Raw genomic sequence first — 20,406 nt, forward strand, 5'->3', positions numbered from 1 at the left:
GGAGGAATATTATGCCAGTAACACTACAGCAAATTGCAGAGGCTGCCGGAGTATCCAGGGGAACCGTAGACCGGGCGCTGAAAGACAGAGGAAGAGTCCGTCCCGAAGTGGCAGAGAAAATAAAGCAGATAGCAAAAGAAATGGGATATCAGCCCAGCCTTGCAGGAAGAGCCCTTGTCCTGGCCAAAAGAAATCTGAAGATTGGGATCATCATGCAGTCAGCCCAGACCCCGTTCATGGTACAAGTCTATGAGGGGATGAAAGCTGCCAAGCAGGAGGTGGAAAGTCTGGGCGGTACCGTGGAGATATTCCGGGTAGACGGTGTGGATGCAGGCCGTGTAATGGAAATCATGCAGGATTTAAAAGAACAGGAATATTCAGGCATAGCCCTGTCTCCCTCCGAAGACACCATGCTAAAAAAAATGATCAACCAGTTTTCCGAGGAGTACAGCATCCCGATCATCACCTTCAACTCAGATATAGAAGATACAAAGAGAATCTGCTTTGTAGGCCAGAACACCATCCAGAGCGGAAAGACCGCAGCCGGGCTCATGGGAGAGATCACAGGGGGAGAGGGGGAGGTGGCGGTTATCTCCGGCCATATTTCCAACCCTGCGCTGAACAACAGGATCCGGGGTTTTCAATCCGAGATACTGGAAAGCTTTCCGGACATCCAGCTGGTAGGTACAAAATATTCTTATGATGACGAGTGGGTAGCGGCAAAGATCGTGGAGGAGCTTCTGGAGCAGTATCCGGAGCTGAAAGGCATATATGTGACCGGTACTGCGGTAAAAGGCGTCTGCGAAGCACTGGTGAAACAAGGCAAAGAGCGGGAAATCAAAGTCATAGGCAACGATTTCCTGGATGAGAATAAAAAGTGGGTGGAACGGGGAGCCATAAACTTCCTTATAGGACAGGATTCCTATATGCAGGGATATGAACCGGTAATGATGTTGTTCCACCTGCTCTTTGATGGCGAGAAACCGGAGTCTGTTTACCGGTATGCGGAAATTGTCATTAAAAACAGATACAATCTGTGACGGACGGCCGCCTGATATGCGGCCGTTTGTTGATACAAACAAAGAAATCGGGATCTGTAAAGAAAAAATCAAAGGCGATTCTGCCGAAATCCCAATAAACGAAACAAACAAATTAAACAAACGCTTCATTACGGTTCTGTATCTTATGCAGTAAATGCGCAGGACTGCGGAACTATTTCAGAACTAGAGGCACAGCTATTTTTAAAATAGGACTGCTGCCGAATACAGGATGGTTTACATAACGCGTGCTTCATATAAAATAGAAAAACATACGTGCACACACATTGAAAATCAAGAATATACTCAAAATATTATCATCATATACCATGAATAGGCAAAAAAATAACATATATCAGCCCTATGGTAAAAGGGAATAAAAATATCATTTCATAATAATAAAGTAAAAATGCACAAAATAGAGGCTGCCAATACAGCGAGCAAGTGGAGAAAATAGATAACATGCACAAAAACATTGTCTCTTTTTTATCAATTGGCAAAATTTAATAAAAATAGACTGTGAATCTTGTACAATAAAACTATTGCGTTCACGTGAACGCTATGGTATGATTGCATCATCAAGAAAGAACAAAAGCAAAAAACAAATAACAGCGAATCAATGAAAAAGAGAATTGGAGGACATGTATTATGTTAAGAGTAGGAGTTATCGGATGCGGCGGAATGGGTAAGGACCACATCAAAAGACTGACAAACAAAATTCAGGGAGCTGAGGTTACAGCGGTATCCGATGTATTTGAGGAGAGTGCAAAGCAGGCGGCGGCAATCTGCGGAGCCAAAGTATACACAGATGCAAACGAACTGATCAATGACCCGGATGTGGACGCGGTATTCATTGTATCTCCGGGATTTGCACATGTGGAATCTCTTCTCACAGCCATCAAGGCGGGAAAGAGGATCTTCTGTGAAAAACCGCTCTGCACAACTGCTGAGGACTGCCTGAAGGTAGTCGAAGCTGAGGTGGCGTCAGGCAAACATCTGATCCAGCTTGGTTTTATGAGAAGATACGACAAAGGCTACATGCAGGTAAAAGAAGCCCTCACATCCGGTGAATACGGCGAACCGCTGATTCTTCACTGCACACACAGAAATCCGGAAGTAGGAACGAACTATACAACTCCAATGGCAGTACATGATACAGCAATCCATGAGATCGATGTGCTTCACTGGTTAGTGGATGATGAGTATGAGTCCGCACAGGTTATTATGCCTAAGGTTACAAAATACTCTCACTCTGAGTTAAAAGACCCGCAGATCATGTTGCTCCGCACCAAAAAAGGTGTTTGCATTGATGTGGAAGTATTCGTAAACTGCAAATTCGGTTATGACATCAACTGCGAAGTGGTATGTGAGGACGGCGCTATCAAGATGCCATCCCCCATCTACCCAAGCATCCGCAAAAATGCAGCAGTTTCCACAACCATTGATACGGACTGCTTCGTGAGATTCAAAGATGCTTACGATACAGAGGTGCAGGACTGGGTAGACGCAGCAGCAGAGGGCGCGATCAACGGGCCTACCGTATGGGACGGATATCTGGCAGCCATCACAGCAGATGCGCTTGTAAAGGCACAGGAAACCGGCGCTGTGGAACAGATCAACGCAGCAGTAGAAAAACCGGAATTCTACAAATAAGAAGATCAAGCGGAACCTTAAGGCCGGATGCTCCAAAATGTGTCCGGCATAACAAATAGAACAAGAATCGAAAGGATGGTATATCATTATGAAAATCGGATTTAATGAGGCAACTGCATTGGAGTGCAAAGGACAGTCCCTTCTGGCTGATATGGAAATGTGTGAAAAATACGGATTTGACTATATCGAAATACGCTTTGACTGTGTAAAAGATTATTTACAGGAGCATACCCTGGAGGAACTGGCTGACTGGTTCAAAAACCATCATCTGAAACCATGGGCTTACAACACTTTGATTTACTTCAACCAGAGAGACGAGGCAGGTGAGAAGGAAATTGACGATGAAGTGGATTTCATCCTGAAAGTTTCCAAAGCCATCGGTATGGAAATGCTGATCACAGTCCCGAATTTTGATGTAAAAGACAAGAGCGTAAGCGAGATCAAAGCAGAAGCAGTGGAACGGCTCCGCTATTTATCAGACAAGGTTGGCGCTGATATGAGAATTTCCCTGGAGTTCTGCGGCGCTCCGAACTGCTCCATCAACCAGTTTGGCACTGCTTACGATGTAGTGAAAGCGGTAGACCGTGACAATGTGGGTATCACAGTTGACACGTTCCACTTCCATGAAATGTGCTCCAAACTGGAGGATTTAAAAGCAGCGGACGGCAAAAAAATCTTTGCTTACCACTTAAATGACTGTGAAGACCTGCCCCTTGGCTCCTGCGGTGATGACAAACGTCTGTGGCCGGGCGAGGGCGTGGTAGATCATGCCGGAATCGCAGCGGCTTTAAAGGAGATTGGCTTTGACGGTGTCTGCACAATTGAAGAGTTCCGTCCTGAATATTATGAGATGTCCCATGAAGAGAACGTGAAAAAAGCTGCTGAAGTGACAAAAGCATTTGTACAAAAATATTTCTAAAATAATTATATGTCCTTTCGGAAGCTGTTTGGAAGATGCAAACAACCTCCCGGACATAAGGAGATGGGAAAAGCAAAACGGACTGGCTGTACAAGATCCAAACGCGAAACGGCAAGAGAAAAGCGCAGGACGTGTTACAGAATGTTACTGTTCGCAGATTTGCGTTTTTGCAGGGCTGTGAACAGTAATTACGGAATGAAGGAAGGGGCAGGGCAGATGGGTAAGATTTGTCCTGTAAAAAGGTGATATTATGGCAAAGGGAGGACTTCCCGAACTGCTGAATTATAAGCAGAAGGGAAAAGATATGAATGAATTCATCAAAGTCCCCATGTCGGAAAAGCTGGCATATTGTTTCGGTGATCCGGCTCTGACTTTGATGTATACAATGACAACAACGCTGCTGATCTACTTTTACACAAACGTGGTAGGTATCTCAGCAGGTGCAGTGGGTATGATCATGCTGCTCTCCAGGGTATTTGACGGATTTTCCGATGTACTCATGGGAACCATTATCGACAGGACCCACTCTAAATACGGAAAAGCCAGGATCTGGATTCTCCGTCTGGCAATACCTTACGCATTGGCAGCAGTCCTGCTGTTTACCATGCCTCCCATGGGAGATATGGGGAAAATTATTTATGCTTTTGTAACCTATAACATTATGAACACAGTGGTTTATACGGCCATCAGTCAGCCGTTCCATGCTCTCGGTTCACTCATGAGCCGTGACAGAAGAGAGAGGGACGTTATCTGTAACATCCGTATGGTGCTTTCTATTACGGCAAGTATGATCATTACAGCATTTACCCTGCCTCTTATCAATAAAGTGGCAAAACTGATCGACAACCAGCAGATGGCCTGGATACTGGTGACTGCGGGTTATGCCATTGTATCCGTATTTGTTTTGATCAATACATACTGTACCTGTACAGAGCGTGTGCAGGCAGCGGACACAAACAAGAAGGAAAAAGTCAACACCCCCTTCTGGACTGCTTTCAAAGTGACAGTCACCAACAGGTATTTCCTCATTGCCCTTGGCCTGATGATATTCTATACAGCGTATCAGATCATTATCGGAACAGACCTGACGTATTACTGTCAGTATGTGTTAAATGATGTGGATCTGGTCATGCCTCTGTCCGCAGCAGAGAAGATCTCCACTATCATCGGTATAGCCATGCTTCCGAAACTGCTTCCAAAATACGGCAAGAGAAATCTGATCTGCGCCGGATGTATCCTGGGTATTGCAGGACAGCTTCTCTTCCTTATGAATATCACAAGTGTGCCTCTTGGCGTTGTTACCTGTATTATGAGAGGCTTTGGTATTGCTCCGTTCTACGGCGTACAGTATTCACTGCCCAGTGATGCCATTGAGTATGGTCACTGGAAAACAGGTGTCCGTGTGGAAGGACTGATGTTCTCCTCCATGAGTATGGGACAGAAAGCCGGTTCCGGTTTCACATCCGCTATTATGGGTGCCATCCTTTCCATGGCTGCATTTGATGGACTGAAAGCCACCGCAGCAGAGCAGACAGCATCTGCGATTTCTGCGATCAAAACATTCTATCTGTATGTGCCTATTGCGATCTGGGTGATCATGTTTATCATTGCAGCATGCTATAAGCTGGATAAAATGTATGACAAAATGATGCGTGAGCTGATTTCCAGGGAAGGAAAAGGGGAGCCGGAAGAGATCCCTGTGGCAGCCCATTCTGAAAATAAGATCAATGTGGCGATCGGACGTGTCTATGGCAGCAGCGGAAGAAAAATTGCAGAGGAAATTGCAAAAGAATTGAACTGCAGGGTCTATGACCGTCAGATCATCTGTCTGCTGGCAGAGAAGATGGGAATGGAGACTTCCAATCTGGAGGAAGTGCAGAAATATCTGGATAATTACAATTATGGGGACAAAGAGCCTACATTCTCACCGTATGCCTACCCCCAGGCAGGTGTGGCGGATGATATGAGCGCTGTCAAGATGTTTGAGGAACAGAGCCAGATCATCAGAGGCCTGGCCCAGAAAGCACCGGGGGTATTCCTGGGAAGATGCGCGAACTTTATTCTGGGCGGACAGGAACACACGTACTCCTTCTTCCTCTATGCAGACGATGAATATAGGGAAAAAGAAGGCAGAGAATACTACGGCGGCATGTCTCTGGCAGAATTGAAGGAAAAAGATGAGATGAGAAACAGCTATTACCAGAAATTTACCGGAATGAGGCGTGATGATCCGAAACATTACGATATGGTGGTCAACGTGTCCAAGACCGGTGTGGAAGGTACGGTTTCCATGATCCTGGATTATATCAGAAACAAAGAAGAGAACAGACAGGGAGGAAAGTAAGGGATGTTGGATAAGAGCAAAGTCAGACTGGGCATAGCCCCCATTGCATGGACCAATGACGATATGCCGGATTTAGGTAAAGAAAATACATTTGAGCAGTGCGTCAGTGAGATGGCATTGGCCGGATTTACCGGCTCCGAAGTGGGCGGCAAATACCCTGCAGATACAAAAGTGCTTAAAAAGGCACTGGATTTAAGAGGGATTCAGATTTGCAACCAATGGTTTTCTTCTTTCCTCATTTCCAAACCATTTGAGGAGACAGAGAAGGAGTTCATCAAGGCAGCAGATTTCCTGAAAGAGATGGGTGCAAAAGTGATCGGTGTATCAGAGCAGAGCTACAGCATCCAGGGAAAGATGGAGCAGCCTGTATGGGAAGGCAAATACGTCATGAATGATGAGGAGTGGAAGCTTCTGGCTGAGGGTCTGAACAAGCTTGGGAAAATAGCAAAAGACAAGGGCATGACACTCACATTCCATCACCACATGGGAACAGTCGTACAGACAGAGGAGGAGATCGACCGTTTTATGGAAACGGTTGACCCGGAACTGGTATTCCTTCTCTTTGACAGCGGCCACCTGTCCTTTGCGGGTATTGACCCGGAAAAGGTCCTGAAAAGATATGTGAACCGGATAAAACACGTACATTTAAAAGACATCCGCGAAGAGATGGTGAAGAAATCCCAAAATGAGAGGTGGAGTTTCTTAAAAGGTGTCCGCGAAGGTGTGTTTACAGTTCCCGGTGACGGAGATGTGGATTTTGCTCCCATCTTCAGGATCCTTGAGGACGCAGGATATGAAGGATGGGTTGTTGTGGAAGCAGAGCAGGACCCTGCAAAGGCCAATCCCCTGGAATATGCAAAAAAGGCAAGGGCTTATATCGCGGAAAAGACAGGTCTGTAATAGGAACCCTCCCGGTATTGCTGCCGGGAGGATTCCATAAAGATTACAAGGAGGAATGGATATGAAGATAGCATTTGACGTGGATGTACTGGCAAAACAGATGGATATCAATCGCATGGTCCATCAGGTAGCTGACTGGGGATATAAATATATTGAGCAGTCTCCCCATCCGAGGATCAACCCATTTTACAAACATCCGCTTTTTTCAAAGGAATGTGAGCAGGAATACAAACAGGCGCTGAAGGAGACGGGCGTGGAAATATCCTCTTTCATTGTGGTGTACCGCTGGTCAGGCCCCACAGAGGAGCAGAGACAGTTCGCGGTTGCCAACTGGAAACGTATGATTGAGATCGCGGTGGATATGGGGGTACAGGTCATCAACACAGAGCTGTCCGGGGACCCGAACCAGCAGGAAATCTGCAATGGCATGTGGTTCAGATCCATGGAGGAACTGCTTCCCATCATTGAGCGGGAAGGCATCCGGGTGGAGATCCAGTCCCATCCTTACGATTTCTGTGAACTGAATAATGAGACATGTGATTTGGTAAAGTCCTTCCGTTCCAAAAACCTGGGTTATGTTTATTCTTCACCTCACGGGTTTTTCTATGACGAGGGCAAAGGGGATGTGCGCTCTATGCTGAGATACGCAGGGGATGAATTGACCCATGTTCTGTTTGCAGATACCTTTAATCAGACGTTAGACTGCCGTTACATTGCAAACCCGCCCTGGCTGAACGGGCGCGGCAAAGCAGATGTGACCATACATCAGCATCTGGCTATGGGCGAAGGGGATGTGGATTTTGACGGCATCTTTGAAACCCTGCGGGATATGGATTTCGCGGGTAAACAGTTAAAAGAGAACGCTCCTAAAGTGGGCGGCGATAATATAGCCTGTGTTTCCATGTTCGGATTCCCGGAGAAAATGGACAGACAGGCACCGGAGGCAAGAGAGAGAATCGAGAGAGAGCTTCTGGGCAAGTGATAGAGAACCAGCTTTTCCATAGGGCGGCAGGCCATACGGAAAAGCTGGTTTTTGCTGCTGGTCACGCAGTCAATTGGACAGGCATTCCATTTATCCATATTTTTTCGATATGATCTATATCATTTATATTTTCTGCTGGGTTACCTCTGACAAGCAGAAGGTCTGCTCTGAAGCCCGGTTTGATATTTCCTCTATCCTTAAGATTAAATGTCTCAGCAGGTATGGATGTGGCGCTTTTCAGCACTTCTTCCGGTGTCATCCCTGCTTTTACCATCAACTTTAATTCTTCATGCATTGCCTTTCCATGAGGAATAAAATTCATGCGGTTTGTCATATTGGAATCTGTACCTGCAATGATCCGGATTCCGGCTTTATACATTCGATAAAAAGTTTTCTCTACTATAGAATAATCTGCCGGCCTGCCTGGCATCATACGATGGATTGCCTTTACCATCCCTTGCTGCATCAGCATGGTTGGAATAACTGTCAGATCCTTTTCTTTTATCTCAGAAATAATTTCCTGCAGAAGCGCAGTCTCTTTTGGAATATGGTTTAAAACATCTACGCCATGTTCAGCCGCCAATTGATACGCCTGGACAGAGGTTGTATGTGCAAAAACTTTTTTGCCCATTTCGTGAGAATAACGAACGGTTTCCGCTACAATATCCTCAGACAGCATTTGCGTTACCAGAGGGGGATTCTCCAAAATCAGCTTTACATAGTCTGCCCCTTTCTCCAACTGTGTTTTGATATGCTCTCTTGCTTCTTTTGGTGTATTTACAAAAGAGGAGACTTGGCCGAGAGACGCGATCAGCATTTGCCCGGGTTCGGATATGACCGGCTGATAACAACTTTGTATATCCGGCAGCCCTTTTTGATGACGAAGAGAGTCCACAAGTGCAGCATCATCTGTCATCATATCAAGCATTGTGGTAACACCATATAGGGCGGCCTGTTTCAGATTATCAATAGAATTCAGATGAATGTGGGAATCAATAAGCCCGGGAAGTATTGTACAGCCAGTTCCGTCAATGATCTCTGTGCTTCCGTCTGCGGACAGGTCATCCAGAATATTTTCGGCAAAAACTATATCCCTGGCTTTTTCCGGTTTGGTGCCATCAAAGATCATTACATTTTTAATAATCGTTTTCATATGCTTTCATCTCCTGTTTAAATATAGGGGAAGAGACTTCTGACATTTTTCTGAAAGATGATATCTTTTAATTTTTCATCCAGACAATCATTCATGTCCTTCTCCAATTTTTCACAAGTGCCGAGTGGAGTAAAGGTACAGTCGCTTCCGTATAGAAGGTGGGTATCATCAGTGATCATTCTTAATACACCTAATTGCTTTGGCATGGAGAAACCCGCCAGGTCATAATAAAGACCGGCCAGGGCGTTTTCTGCATCCGGATCCTCAGCTCCGAAAATTTTTGTCACTGCTGACAATCGGTCAGAAAGTATGGGAACAAATGCGCCCGCATGGGGGACGATCCATTTGATATTGGGATATCGTTTGAAAATTCCGTTCATGACCATATTTGCAATGGCTCTGGTTGTGTCAAAAAAGAATTCCATGGCAGGATAGATGAGCTGCGCAGAAATCCCTTCCGGGACAACTGACGGCTTGGTAGGATGGATGCTGACAACTGCTCCCGCCTTATCCAGTTCTTCCATGACAGGGTCAAGAGCGGGACTGCCCAGATACATACCACATGAATTCGTGAACACTGAAAAACCATCCAGGTTAAGAATATCCCGGCAATATTGGATCTCTTCCACAGATTCGGTTATTTCCGGTAAAGGAAGGCTTGCAAATATGCCTATCTTCTCAGGGTATTTTTTCTTAAATTCTTTGCCGTACTCGTTGGATGCTCTCGCTGTTTCCACGGCTTCTCCTCTATCTCCCATGTGCAGATGCGGGGAGGAGATGGATAAAAAGGAATAAGATATGGACAACTGCTCCATAATTTCCAATTGGATTTCCTCACTCCATGCAGGAACAGAGACACCACCGTCCAGTTTTGTGAGATTTTTTTTCTTTAACAACTGCACATATGCCGGCGGCATATAATGCGCATGTACGTCAATCTTGTTTTTCATCGCATTTTTTCCTTTTGTTTATGTATTTGCAAATTTTTTGGCCAGTTTCAGATGCTCTTTTACAAGCTTTGGGGCAAATGCACCCATATTCAAGACAACGGGGAAAGATACATAGCCGCCTCCTGGGGCAAGGGTTTGATAGGCGTAGTCAATATCACTGGTAATATCCTCAATTGTGGAATTGGGGTTTTCAATCACGGTCTGTGAACTGAATCCTCCTACCAAAGTGATTTTTCCGCCGTATTCTTTTTTGATCTTCTCAATATCATTACATGGTCTCTGCAATGGGTTCAGTGCGTCAATCCCAATCTCGATCATATCACCGATGATTGGTTCAATATGTCCGCAGGAATGATGCTCATATATCATTCCGCTTTTGTGCGCTGTGTCCACCAAACGGGATAAAGGGCCTTTTATAAATTGCCGCCAGGTATCCGGGGACATCAGCATTCTGTCATTTGCACCATAATCATCGTGCATCATAATAATATCAGGCTTATAATATTTAGCCACAATCCCGATCAGTTCACATTTATAATCAGCAATGCGGTCCAATAAGGCCTGGTAAGCTTCCGGTTCCTCATACATGGCGATCAGGGCTTCTTCAAATCCCAAGAGATGGTGGGACCGCTCAAAGCAGCCGTTGATGATCATGACCTCCGAATATTTGTTTTCCCTGTCCCAGTCTTTAGTCTCTTCCCTGGCACTTGTTTCCCAGTCGTAAACGGACAGATCCGGGAATTTTACCTGTTCTTCCCATTTTGTGATATCCGTAATAATAGGCGGGTATCCGGGTGAGACCATGGGGGAATTGGTCTCTGGCTGATAGGTCCAATGTACACCGAACCAGTCATAGCCATCATGCCCTTCGGGACGTTCATTTACGCATTCAGGATGTCTCAGAAAATTGGCATCCGTGAACACACAGGGGATATAGCCAATGTTTGAATGTTCTGTCCATACCTTTAATAAATCATCTTTTCTGCTCATTATATACCTCCGATCTTTGGTTGCTGGACTTCTTGATACATACAGTATATAATGAATAATAGTCTAAAAACAAATGAGGAAATTTCAAAGACTATAATCTGAAGTTATGGAAAACGGGGGATTTGTATGTCTACAATAAATTATGATGAGATCAGTTATGCCGAGATTATAACGTTTATGAGAGTTGCACAGTCACTCAATATGACCCTTGCAGCAAAAGAACTGCATGTAAGCCAGCCGGCAATCAGTAAGCGTATATCAAACTTTGAAAACAAATACGGTCTTATCCTGTTTGTAAGGAGCAATAACCGCCTGCAGCTCACACCGGCCGGCAAAACATTCTATCAGGAAATCTTAATTTCCCAAAAGCATCTTCGCAATGCATTTAGTAAGGCGGAAGCTGTGCAGGCTTCACCCATAAGGGTTTTGAAGCTCTTCTACGAGGGATTTTTTGATCTGCCGCTTCTTTATCAGATCATAGAAGAATTTTCCCATAAAAACGGCAGTGCCAATGTTGAAATATATGAGGGCAGGAATGAGGATTGTTCGGATTTGTTTAATAATACCGCAGATTTTATGATTTGTCCTGACAGCTATACGGCTAATCTGGGACATTATATTGAAAAGTTGTCTATCAGTGCGTTTCAATTTTGTATCCTGGTATCAGGGGATAATCCTCTTGCAGAAAAAGAAGAACTGCAGCTTTCAGACCTTCTAGGAGTTCCCCTAACCGTCGCGCATGACAATGAAGATTCCCCATATGTCAAAGCATTAAAAACCATGTTTATGCCTTATGGATTTACGCCTAAGATAGAGCATGTAGTTCCCAGGGAGACCCTTTGTTTTGAAATTGTGTCAAAAAAAGGCGTGGGGATTGCTTCCCCCAGTTTCTGGAAGAGAATGAACAGCAGGGCAGCGGCCTTTTTTTCAGATAAACTGCGCGTATATCCCATTAAAGGACAATATTATCCTATGTCACTTGTGTGGCGGAAAAGTGATAAAGATAACTGTATCCGGCAGTTTACGGATTGTTTTTGTGAAATCATAAACAGAGAGGAAAATAAAACTATTGTTCATGATTCATATAATTAGCTGTCAGAATCCAGGGAGTATGGCAGTCCATAAGCATCCTATCATAGATTATGCGGATTCATGCATTACTATAAACCTGAAAGAACCAAGGAGGGCAATGATATGAGGAAAGCAGTAGCAAAATTAGGCGGGATCTTTGTTCCTGTTATTTTATGTGTTGCCCTGATCATCACGGCATTTATGTCGCTGGATCTGATTGATGATCTACAGGGAAATGCCAGAGTTATAAATTATATTGGCATTGTCCGCGGCGCGACACAGAGGCTCATAAAAAAAGAATTGAACCACGTGCCGGATGATGCGCTGATTCAGAGTCTGGATCATATTTTGTCAGGACTTTCAAGCGGAAGTGATGATTTGGATTTAAGAAGACTGGAGAGTGAAGAATTCCAGACATTGTTAATAGAAATGAAAGAGGATTGGGAGGATATCAAAACACAGATATACGACTATAGGGATGGGGCTTCTGCCCAGATGTTATATGAGCTGAGCGAGGATTATTTTGAATTGGCAAATGACACGGTATTTAAAGCGGAAGAATATTCAGAGCAGACAGTACAGAATGCAAGAAAAGCATTAGTGATATTGAATTCAATATTTATAGTTATGGCTCTTGGGTCTTCCGTTTTTACCTTTTATCAGGAAAAGCGCCGATGGAAGTTAATAGAGGCCGAAAAGGAAAATGTAAAGAAGAGTGAACAGTTATCAAAACAAGCCCAGGAATTATTGGCACCTATGAATGAAATATCAGAGCTAATGTACGTTTCAGATATGGACACTTATGAACTATTATTTGTCAATGAGGCAGGAAAGAAAATATTTCAGGTTGATGACAGTCTGCCGGTGCAAAAATGTTATAAAGTTTTGCAGGGATTTGATGAGCCATGCACTTTTTGTACAAATAAGCTTTTAAAAATGAATGAGACCTATTCCTGGGAGTATACAAACCCTATCATAAATAAGCACTACCTGTTGAAGGACCGCTTGATCGAATGGGATGGACGCATAGCAAGAATGGAGATCGCTTTTGATATCACGGAAGCCAATGAAGAAAAAAACGAGTTGAAAAGAAGGCTGGAGAGAGACGAGATCCGCCTGGCCTGTGTCAGGGAGCTTTATAATAACCGTGATATTAAAGCTGCCATAACTAAGGTTATGGAATATATCGGAACCTTGTTTTTGGCAGAGCGTGCTTATGTTTTTCTGTTTCAAGGTGATTACTACTCAAATATTGCAGAGTGGTGCAAAGAAGGCGTTCCGCCGGAGATTGACAATTTACAAAACATTCCGATCGGTGATTATCAGGTCTGGCTGGATGAATTGGAGAAATATAAAAAAGTCGTTATAAATGATGTCGAGGAAATGAAGGATACCTTCCCCACAGGTTATGAACTGCTTTCAAAACAAGGCATACGAAATATAGTCTGGGTTCCTTTAATGAAAAATGGAAAAGTAAGTGGGTCTATGGGGTTGGATAATCAAGATTTGGATATGGCTGAAACAGCAGTTCCGTTCATGCAGACAGTCCAGTATTTCATCTCCCTTACCATGCAGAGAAATGAAAATGAAAAGATGTTATTTGAGTTAAGCCAGATAGACAAGCTGACATCTTTCTATAATAGAAATCGTTTTATTCAGGATGTTTCTGAATTTAAGACGTGTAAAGAGTCTGTGGGAGTGGTTTACTTAGACATCAACGGGCTGAAAGAGATCAATGACTCCTTTGGCCATGATGCCGGTGATGATCTGATAAAAGAATGTGCCGGTATCATGAAGAGAAGCGCTTCTTCAAACCATCTTTACCGTATCGGCGGTGATGAGTTTGTGATCCTATATTTGGATATGACAGAAGAATGCTTTTATGACAGTGTCCAGTTATTGAAAGATGAATTTGGGAACAGTAAATACCAGATTGCCATAGGATGTAAGTGGAATGAAGCTTGTTCCCATATACAGGATATTATCAAAGAGGCGGATGAATTGATGTATGCGGATAAAAAGCGATTTTATCAGGGGCATCATGCCACCAGTCGTTACAGAAATAATAATGATATACTTAAATTTTTGACAGATCCTGATGTATTGATAGAAAATATAAAGAATCATAATTTTAAAGTATATTTACAGCCTAAAATAGAAGTGGAAGACTGCCGTATGGCCGGAGCAGAGGCACTTATCCGGTATCAGGATGAAAATGGTTCGATCATAGAACCGGACAGATTTATTCCGATATTAGAAGATACTTACTTTATCAGTAAGATTGATTATTACGTTTTTGAAGAAGTGTGTAAAAATCTGAGTGCCTGGGCGGAGCAGGGGTATTCTCTTTTTACAGTATCCAGTAATTTTTCAAGGGTCACTTTCATGGATGATGATTTTGTAAAAAGAATCCGGGCTATCAGTGACAAATATCAGATCAAAAGAGAATTTTTGGAGATAGTAATTACCGATATTATCGATAGATTCAATTGTACGGATCTAGATAGATTGGTAACCAGGATAGATCAAATAAGGAATGCCGGATATAAAGTGGCTATGGATGACTTTGGCGTAGATAGTTTAAACTTAACGCTGCTGTCATTGGTGAAATTCGATGTGTTGAAAATAGATAAAGGATTTTTAAAAGGCATTATTTCAAATAAAAGTTCTCGGATCATCCTGGGAGCAATGACAAAAATGTGTGATGAGATGGGGATTCAACTGATCGCTGAAGGGATAGAGGATGAGCAGCAATTAAATATTTTAAAAGAATATGGTGTTAAAACGGTGCAAGGCTTTTTGTTTAGCAGACCCATAGAGATTTCAGAGTTTGAAGCAAAATATATGATTTGAAAGCAGGCAGGTAACGGTCTTTCACAGACATGATCTTTATGTGCTGCGAGAATAAAAAATTATGGGAATGCAGTTTTTAAGCAGTCTGGGCGGATGATGTTCATCCGCCTTATTTTTTTGTGAATTGTTTGTTTTTTTCTGCGTCTCAGTCGTTATATACTATAGATACTATGCAGCAGAAAGGAAAAAACATGTCCGAGAAAAGAATCCTGAAGAACATCCGCAGCGGCCAGCAGGAATCTGTGGAAATCCTCATTCAAAAATACTACAGGGACATCTATACATATTGTTACTGCCGTGTGCAAGACCGGCAGACCGCCCAGGATCTGACCCAGGATGTTTTTCTGCGCTTTCTGCAAAATTTGGACAGCTATGAGCACACAGGAAAACTGAAAAATTATCTTTATGTGACGGCGGGTAATCTGATCAAAGACCATTATAAAAAAAGAAAAGAGACTCTGCTGGAAGAAGAAAGAAGCAGTGAGTATGAAAATGGTCCTCCTGCCGGGACGGAGCAGCTCAGTGACAGGCTTACTATGCAGGAAATAATCCGGGAGCTTCCGGAACTGGAAAAAGAATTGATACTGCTCAGATATTATCAGAATCTGCGTCTGGCGGAAATTGCCCAGGTGGTTTCCCTGCCGGTTTCCACAGTCCGGTACAAACTGAAAAATGCGGAAAAATACATTAAAACCAAATGGGAGGAGTGATGGCATGAGGGACAGAAAACTGCGTCAGAGACTGGGGGATATTCCCATACCGGATTATGAAGAGGAGGCATATCTGCAGACGCTGAGAGCAGCCGGGAAGATCAATCTGCATCCGGAGCGGCAGCGTGTAAGCAGGAGAGATTTTTTTTTAGGACAGCTTCCTTTTATAAGCAGAAAAGTCTGGGCTGCAAAGCTGATCTTGACAGCCTTTCTGATCTTGGGGATCCTGGAGACAGGGGTAGCCCCTGACCAACGTACATGGCCTCTGTTGTCCGTGTCAGCGCCTCTGCTGTGTCTGGCGAATGTAAATGAACTGTGTGATATCTGCCGGCCGGGAATGAGGGAAATCCTCAAGGCGGCCAGACACTCGCCGGGGGAGATGCTGTTGGTCCGTCTGCTGGTATTTGGATTTTTGGATCTGTCGGTGTGTCTGACAGGGGCGGTGCTTGCAGCCGACCTCACTGCAGGCCTGTTATGGCAGGCAGTTTTGTACTTTGCGGCACCGTTCAGTGTCATGTGTGCAGGCTGTATGACAGTGATAAACCGGTGCAGAGATGAAAATGCCCTGTGGTATTGTACTGCCTGGGGCGGTTTTCTGATTGCCGCAGTGAGTATGCTGCGGGCATCAGCAGTGCCGGTGTATGAAGCAGACAGGCTGTTTGGCTGGGGAGCTGCCGCAGCAGCCGGAATTGTGGTCACAGTGTTGGAAATAAACAGGCTTCTGAAGAGTATGGGAGGGATGCGTCATGAAATTAACTATGGAACGGCTGACTAAGCAGTTTAAAAATAAGATTGCCGTGGACCGGGTGAGCATGGAACTGGAGGAGGGGATTTATGGGTTTCTGGGAGCAAACGGTGCAGGGAAGACAACACTTATGCAGATGCTGTGCCAGATCTTAACCCCTACTTCGGGGGAAGTTAAGCTGGATGGACGCAGCAATATAGAGATGGGGGAGGCTTTCCGGGATTTGCTGGGATATCTTCCTCAGGAATTCGGTTATTCTCCCAGTTTTACCGCCAAAGATTTTATGCTTTACATTGCAGCCGTAAAAGGACTGCGGCCCTCTTACGCAAAGAAGAGGACAAAGGAGCTTTTGGAACTTACCAACCTATCGGAAGACGCGGACAGAAAAATACGCACATTTTCCGGGGGCATGAAACAGAGGCTGGGCATTGCACAGGCCCTTCTCAATGATCCGAGGATACTGGTCCTGGATGAGCCCACCGCAGGATTGGACCCAAAAGAGCGGGCGTATTTCAGAAATATGATCTCAGGCCTTTCAAAGGATAAGATCGTTATTTTATCCACCCACATCGTTTCAGATGTGGAATATATCGCGGACAGGATCCTGCTCATGAAAAAAGGAAGGTTTATTATGAACGGTACCGTATCGGAGCTGACGGAAACCATAGACGGGGAAGTCTGGGAATGTGAGGCAGAGGAAAAGGAGCTGGAAAATATGGATCGCAGCATATGCGTGGTAAATTCCCATCGCCAGGGAAAGGACCTGCGGCTGCGTGTGGTCAGCAATACAAAACCCATGCAGTCAGCCGTAAAAGCAGAACCCACACTGGAGGATTTATATCTGAAAGCTTTTTATGAGGAAATGGACGAGAGGGGGAGATGGTAGTTGAAGCGTCTGGTGAGATATGAATGGAAAAAAATATGGGGAAGCAGGATGAACCAGCTTACGGTATTGGGCTGCAGTATGTTTCTGCTGTTCTGTGTATACTCTGTGATCGCACAGACCTCCGCCATAGATGAAAATGGGAACAGTGTCTATGGAACGGAAGCTGTGAAGGTTTTGAAGGAACTGCCAACCGTGCCTGTGACCCAGGAAACCGTACAGCGGACCATCCGGGAATACCTGGACTGCACAGAGGACCCCGCTGCCAATTCAGACCGGGAAGAACTGGATTTTTTAAATGAGGAAGTGTACGGAACTTTATATAGAAGAAACCGGGATCTGTTCTCGCTTCTGCTGACAAACTACCAGGGGAGCGACACGACTCTGAATATGAAGGAAGTGTTTCAAAAAAGTATAGGAAAAGATTTTTATGAGAGCCGCAGAGAACAGGTGCGGATCGCGCTGGATAGGTCTGTGAAGAACGGCATCATTTTGGAGGACCAGAAAGATTACTGGCTGAAAAAGGATGCTCAGGTAAAAGATTTAAAACTGGGAAATTTCCGGTTCTGGAAAAACATGATAGATTCCGCAGGATGGATCATTTTGATCATACCGCTGATCTGTGTGGGGACTGCACCTGTTTTCGCAGGGGAATACCAGAGCAGGGCGGATTCTCTGCTGCTGACCATGCGATATGGGAAGAGCAGACTGGCAGGCGCGAAAATACTGACGGCATTTCTCTATGCAACAGCAGTTTACTGGGGGATCATTCTGGTTTATTCCGGGATTTATCTTATGATATGCGGTCCCCAGGGCGCAACTCTTCCCATACAGGCATATGACACCTCCAACCCCATCAGCTATCATATGACTATGTGGCAGGCTGTATTGCTGGTGGTGTTCCTGAATTACGGTGCGGTGCTCTGTATGACTGCAGTCACGCTGCTTTTGTCTTCTGTGTTTAAGAACAGTTACGGTGTGATCATAGTGGATTTTCTTCTGGTACTGATACCGAATTTTTTATATGGAAATGCAGGGGGATATCTTTGGAAACATGTTCTGGCGCTTCTACCTCCTAAGATATCAGAGTTTCGGTTTACGGATTATCTGGTCTACCACATACCGGGCAGGGTCATTGGCCTGCCTTCCATGCTGACTGTGGTGTATATACTCTGCATTGCAGTATTTGCGCTGGCTTCAAGTTATGCTTTTAAAAAGCATCAGGTCAATAGATGATCTTTGAGTAACTATTCAGCAGGTCTGCGCATTTACTGCGCTGACCGTAAGAAAACGTTCAACAGCCAGGCAAAAATCCCATCGCCAAAGGCGATTCTGCGTGGATTTTTGCCTGTAAATGTGAGGGTACTGAACAGTTACAGATTATAATTTATATTCCTGATATAAAGCATCCAGCAGATGTGTGTCAGAAGCAGCTTTTACGATCAGATCACTTCGTCCGTCTTTGGCCAACCGGAGAATCAGTCTGCTGTAGCGATTCTGCTCCTCGCTTCTTCCTTTAGAGATGCCTTCTATACGTCCTTTGACAAGTCCCTCAGCACCGGCCTTTTTTTCAGCACTTTTGATCAGTTCTTCCAGCAGCATAAATTTCGCCCCCATTTCCCGATTCTTTTTCAATTCTTTGATCCTATTGTGGATCTTATGAACAGTTTCACTTTGGGTTTTCTCTGCACAAGAATCCGTGCTGTCTTCTACATACGCAAGAAATGCAAGCAGTTCTTCTGAAACATCCTCCGGATTGGTACCTTTTGTGTTAAAGAAGATTTTCATCGTCTTATCTCCGAGAGGCATATCTGTTTCCAGGCAGCGGTTTTCAAAAGTATACTTGTACAGCCCTTTGCCAAATGGGTCAAACGTACAAATGAAAATAATATAGCCCGGCTTCATATCATTGTAATCTTCTCCGGGTTTTAAGGCGGCTATGTCCAGTTCGCTCTGGTAATACCGCGACCGCATGGGCAGATTGTTCTCCTTCTCGTTTTGCATTTCCATGTTATAGCCAACAGATAACTCGTCACTGGCATAGATATCCAGCCGGACGCTTTTGAAATCAGAACTGAGCAAAATACTGTGTTCCGCGTGTACGGTTATATTTGCGATGGGATACCCTAAAAACAACTCCAGTATCAGCCGGCACGCCTCCGGATCTTCCAGCGCAGCGGAAAAGAGAAAAGCATCCTTTAGATCCAGCTGTTCAAATTTTTTCCTTGCCATATGGTTTCCTCCTGGAAAATATGACACGGAAACTCTGTCTGTGAATCTATTATAGCTGATAGTGTGCAAAGTTACAATTACTATATTTATTAAATTTATATAATATTGCAATATAGACGTTACTGTTCACAGGCCACTGTACCGGGAGGTGTTTACCCAACCTTGTACAGTACCCCAGGATTTTTTCACTGTCTTTATAGAAAATTTAAAATTACGTTTTATCCTGTGTATAAGAAAAGGAAAGCCTGGGATCGCGGCTTTCAAAGAAAGGATGAAATTATATGAGCGAATATATTTTAAGGGCAGAAAATCTCAGTAAGTCATTTAAAGGTCATAAAGCGGTAAACAAAGTATCGCTGGCTATTGAGGAGGGCTGTATCTACGGCCTTCTGGGGCCAAACGGTGCGGGGAAATCCACCATACTGAAGATGATCACAGGGATGCTGAGACCAACGGGAGGAAAGATTTATTTTGGAGATCATGAATGGTGCAGAAAGGATTTATACCATATTGGCGCGCTGATAGAAAACCCGCCTATCTATGAAAATCTGACTGCAGAAGAAAATCTGAGGGTACACACCCTGCAGCTGGGACTTCCGGAGAAGAGGATCCATGAGGTGCTGGATACTGTGGACCTGAAAAACACGGGGAATAAAAGGGCAGGACATTTTTCCTATGGAATGAAGCAGCGCCTGGGCATTGCCGCGGCCCTCCTTGGGAATCCTCGGCTCCTGATTCTGGATGAGCCCACAAACGGCCTGGACCCTATTGGGATACAAGAGCTTAGAAATCTGATCCGGTGGTTTCCGGAGCAGGGAATAACCGTTATCCTATCCAGTCATATACTGGGTGAAGTGCAGCAGACCGCAGACCGTATCGGTATCATAGCGGGAGGTATCCTGGGATATGAGGGGGATATCTCCGGGAAAGAAAATCTGGAGGAGCTTTTTATGGAGGTTGTGAGAGAGAATGGGAGGGAATAAG

The 20,406-nt window shown here is 44.4% G+C and carries 17 protein-coding genes; 13 read left to right on the forward strand and 4 right to left on the reverse strand.

The window, feature by feature from the left end; all coding sequences use genetic code 11:
• Nucleotides 1-11: 11 nt before the first annotated feature.
• The 6 genes from CI595_RS11225 (at nt 12) to CI595_RS11260 (ending at nt 7,835) form a co-directional block, all read left to right on the forward strand.
• Nucleotides 12-1,040: a LacI family DNA-binding transcriptional regulator gene (locus tag CI595_RS11225; protein WP_095173358.1), complete on the forward strand. Its 1,029-nt coding sequence runs from the start codon at nt 12-14 to the stop codon at nt 1,038-1,040.
• 645 nt (nt 1,041-1,685) lie between these two features.
• Entirely contained in the window at nt 1,686-2,690 is a 1,005-nt protein-coding gene (locus CI595_RS11235) for a Gfo/Idh/MocA family protein (protein ID WP_095173360.1), read from the forward strand.
• A gap of 88 nt (nt 2,691-2,778) precedes the next feature.
• Nucleotides 2,779-3,609 (forward strand): sugar phosphate isomerase/epimerase family protein, encoded by an 831-nt coding sequence (locus tag CI595_RS11240; RefSeq protein WP_095173361.1) that lies wholly within the window; start codon nt 2,779-2,781, stop codon nt 3,607-3,609.
• Nucleotides 3,610-3,859: 250 nt separating this feature from the next.
• Nucleotides 3,860-5,953 carry a cytidylate kinase family protein gene (locus tag CI595_RS11250; protein ID WP_095173363.1) on the forward strand — a complete coding sequence of 698 codons (2,094 nt, stop codon included), beginning with the start codon at nt 3,860-3,862 and terminating at the stop codon, nt 5,951-5,953.
• 3 nt (nt 5,954-5,956) lie between these two features.
• Nucleotides 5,957-6,853 (forward strand): myo-inosose-2 dehydratase, encoded by an 897-nt coding sequence (iolE, locus tag CI595_RS11255; RefSeq protein WP_095173364.1) that lies wholly within the window; start codon nt 5,957-5,959, stop codon nt 6,851-6,853.
• Between the two features lie 61 nt (nt 6,854-6,914).
• Nucleotides 6,915-7,835, forward strand: a complete 921-nt coding sequence (locus CI595_RS11260; RefSeq protein WP_095173365.1) for a sugar phosphate isomerase/epimerase family protein — start codon at nt 6,915-6,917, stop codon at nt 7,833-7,835.
• A 61-nt stretch (nt 7,836-7,896) separates the two neighbouring features.
• On the opposite strand, the gene CI595_RS11265 is transcribed toward CI595_RS11260, so the two are convergent.
• Genes CI595_RS11265 through CI595_RS11275 form a run of 3 tightly spaced genes read right to left on the reverse strand, consistent with a single transcriptional unit; the run spans nt 7,897 to nt 10,928 of the window.
• On the reverse strand, nt 7,897-8,988 hold the full coding sequence (locus CI595_RS11265; RefSeq protein WP_095173366.1) for an amidohydrolase family protein: 1,092 nt from the start codon (nt 8,986-8,988) through the stop codon (nt 7,897-7,899).
• Between the two features lie 17 nt (nt 8,989-9,005).
• Nucleotides 9,006-9,938 (reverse strand): amidohydrolase family protein, encoded by a 933-nt coding sequence (locus CI595_RS11270; protein ID WP_095173367.1) that lies wholly within the window; start codon nt 9,936-9,938, stop codon nt 9,006-9,008.
• An 18-nt stretch (nt 9,939-9,956) separates the two neighbouring features.
• Nucleotides 9,957-10,928: a uroporphyrinogen decarboxylase family protein gene (locus CI595_RS11275; RefSeq protein WP_095173368.1), complete on the reverse strand. Its 972-nt coding sequence runs from the start codon at nt 10,926-10,928 to the stop codon at nt 9,957-9,959.
• 126 nt (nt 10,929-11,054) lie between these two features.
• Between CI595_RS11275 and CI595_RS11280 the strand changes: the two genes are divergently transcribed.
• The 6 genes from CI595_RS11280 to CI595_RS11305 all read left to right on the forward strand — a co-directional run bounded on the left by CI595_RS11280 (nt 11,055) and on the right by CI595_RS11305 (nt 18,426).
• On the forward strand, nt 11,055-12,020 hold the full coding sequence (locus CI595_RS11280) for a LysR family transcriptional regulator (protein WP_095173369.1): 966 nt from the start codon (nt 11,055-11,057) through the stop codon (nt 12,018-12,020).
• Nucleotides 12,021-12,122: 102 nt separating this feature from the next.
• On the forward strand, nt 12,123-14,852 hold the full coding sequence (locus CI595_RS11285) for an EAL domain-containing protein (protein WP_095173370.1): 2,730 nt from the start codon (nt 12,123-12,125) through the stop codon (nt 14,850-14,852).
• A gap of 191 nt (nt 14,853-15,043) precedes the next feature.
• Nucleotides 15,044-15,562 (forward strand): RNA polymerase sigma factor, encoded by a 519-nt coding sequence (locus tag CI595_RS11290; RefSeq protein WP_158661446.1) that lies wholly within the window; start codon nt 15,044-15,046, stop codon nt 15,560-15,562.
• A gap of 4 nt (nt 15,563-15,566) precedes the next feature.
• A complete protein-coding gene (locus tag CI595_RS11295; RefSeq protein ID WP_095173372.1) occupies nt 15,567-16,337 on the forward strand; it encodes a hypothetical protein in 771 nt (256 codons plus the stop codon).
• Nucleotides 16,309-17,193, forward strand: coding sequence for an ABC transporter ATP-binding protein (locus CI595_RS11300; RefSeq protein ID WP_095173373.1), 885 nt, complete (start codon nt 16,309-16,311; stop codon nt 17,191-17,193). Before CI595_RS11295 ends, CI595_RS11300 begins: the two co-directional genes overlap by 29 nt.
• A complete protein-coding gene (locus CI595_RS11305) occupies nt 17,194-18,426 on the forward strand; it encodes an ABC transporter permease (RefSeq protein WP_095173374.1) in 1,233 nt (410 codons plus the stop codon).
• 144 nt (nt 18,427-18,570) lie between these two features.
• Here CI595_RS11305 and CI595_RS11310 read toward each other — a convergent pair whose 3' ends face one another.
• Nucleotides 18,571-19,422, reverse strand: coding sequence for an Rpn family recombination-promoting nuclease/putative transposase (locus CI595_RS11310; RefSeq protein ID WP_095173375.1), 852 nt, complete (start codon nt 19,420-19,422; stop codon nt 18,571-18,573).
• Nucleotides 19,423-19,703: 281 nt separating this feature from the next.
• Between CI595_RS11310 and CI595_RS11315 the strand changes: the two genes are divergently transcribed.
• Nucleotides 19,704-20,405 (forward strand): lantibiotic protection ABC transporter ATP-binding protein, encoded by a 702-nt coding sequence (locus CI595_RS11315; RefSeq protein WP_095173376.1) that lies wholly within the window; start codon nt 19,704-19,706, stop codon nt 20,403-20,405.
• The last annotated feature ends 1 nt before the right edge of the window (nt 20,406 follow it).

Origin of the sequence: Blautia hominis (assembly GCA_002270465.1) — a bacterium.
Lineage (GTDB): Bacteria > Bacillota > Clostridia > Lachnospirales > Lachnospiraceae > Blautia > Blautia hominis.

Coding starts and splice junctions, on each gene's coding strand:
- CI595_RS11225 (WP_095173358.1), top strand. CDS start 12: ATGCCAGTAACACTACAGCAAATTGCAGAGGCTGCCGGAGTATCCAGG.
- CI595_RS11235 (WP_095173360.1), top strand. CDS start 1,686: ATGTTAAGAGTAGGAGTTATCGGATGCGGCGGAATGGGTAAGGACCAC.
- CI595_RS11240 (WP_095173361.1), top strand. CDS start 2,779: ATGAAAATCGGATTTAATGAGGCAACTGCATTGGAGTGCAAAGGACAG.
- CI595_RS11250 (WP_095173363.1), top strand. CDS start 3,860: ATGGCAAAGGGAGGACTTCCCGAACTGCTGAATTATAAGCAGAAGGGA.
- iolE (WP_095173364.1), top strand. CDS start 5,957: ATGTTGGATAAGAGCAAAGTCAGACTGGGCATAGCCCCCATTGCATGG.
- CI595_RS11260 (WP_095173365.1), top strand. CDS start 6,915: ATGAAGATAGCATTTGACGTGGATGTACTGGCAAAACAGATGGATATC.
- CI595_RS11265 (WP_095173366.1), bottom strand. CDS start 8,988: ATGAAAACGATTATTAAAAATGTAATGATCTTTGATGGCACCAAACCG.
- CI595_RS11270 (WP_095173367.1), bottom strand. CDS start 9,938: ATGAAAAACAAGATTGACGTACATGCGCATTATATGCCGCCGGCATAT.
- CI595_RS11275 (WP_095173368.1), bottom strand. CDS start 10,928: ATGAGCAGAAAAGATGATTTATTAAAGGTATGGACAGAACATTCAAAC.
- CI595_RS11280 (WP_095173369.1), top strand. CDS start 11,055: ATGTCTACAATAAATTATGATGAGATCAGTTATGCCGAGATTATAACG.
- CI595_RS11285 (WP_095173370.1), top strand. CDS start 12,123: ATGAGGAAAGCAGTAGCAAAATTAGGCGGGATCTTTGTTCCTGTTATT.
- CI595_RS11290 (WP_158661446.1), top strand. CDS start 15,044: ATGTCCGAGAAAAGAATCCTGAAGAACATCCGCAGCGGCCAGCAGGAA.
- CI595_RS11295 (WP_095173372.1), top strand. CDS start 15,567: ATGAGGGACAGAAAACTGCGTCAGAGACTGGGGGATATTCCCATACCG.
- CI595_RS11300 (WP_095173373.1), top strand. CDS start 16,309: ATGAAATTAACTATGGAACGGCTGACTAAGCAGTTTAAAAATAAGATT.
- CI595_RS11310 (WP_095173375.1), bottom strand. CDS start 19,422: ATGGCAAGGAAAAAATTTGAACAGCTGGATCTAAAGGATGCTTTTCTC.
- CI595_RS11315 (WP_095173376.1), top strand. CDS start 19,704: ATGAGCGAATATATTTTAAGGGCAGAAAATCTCAGTAAGTCATTTAAA.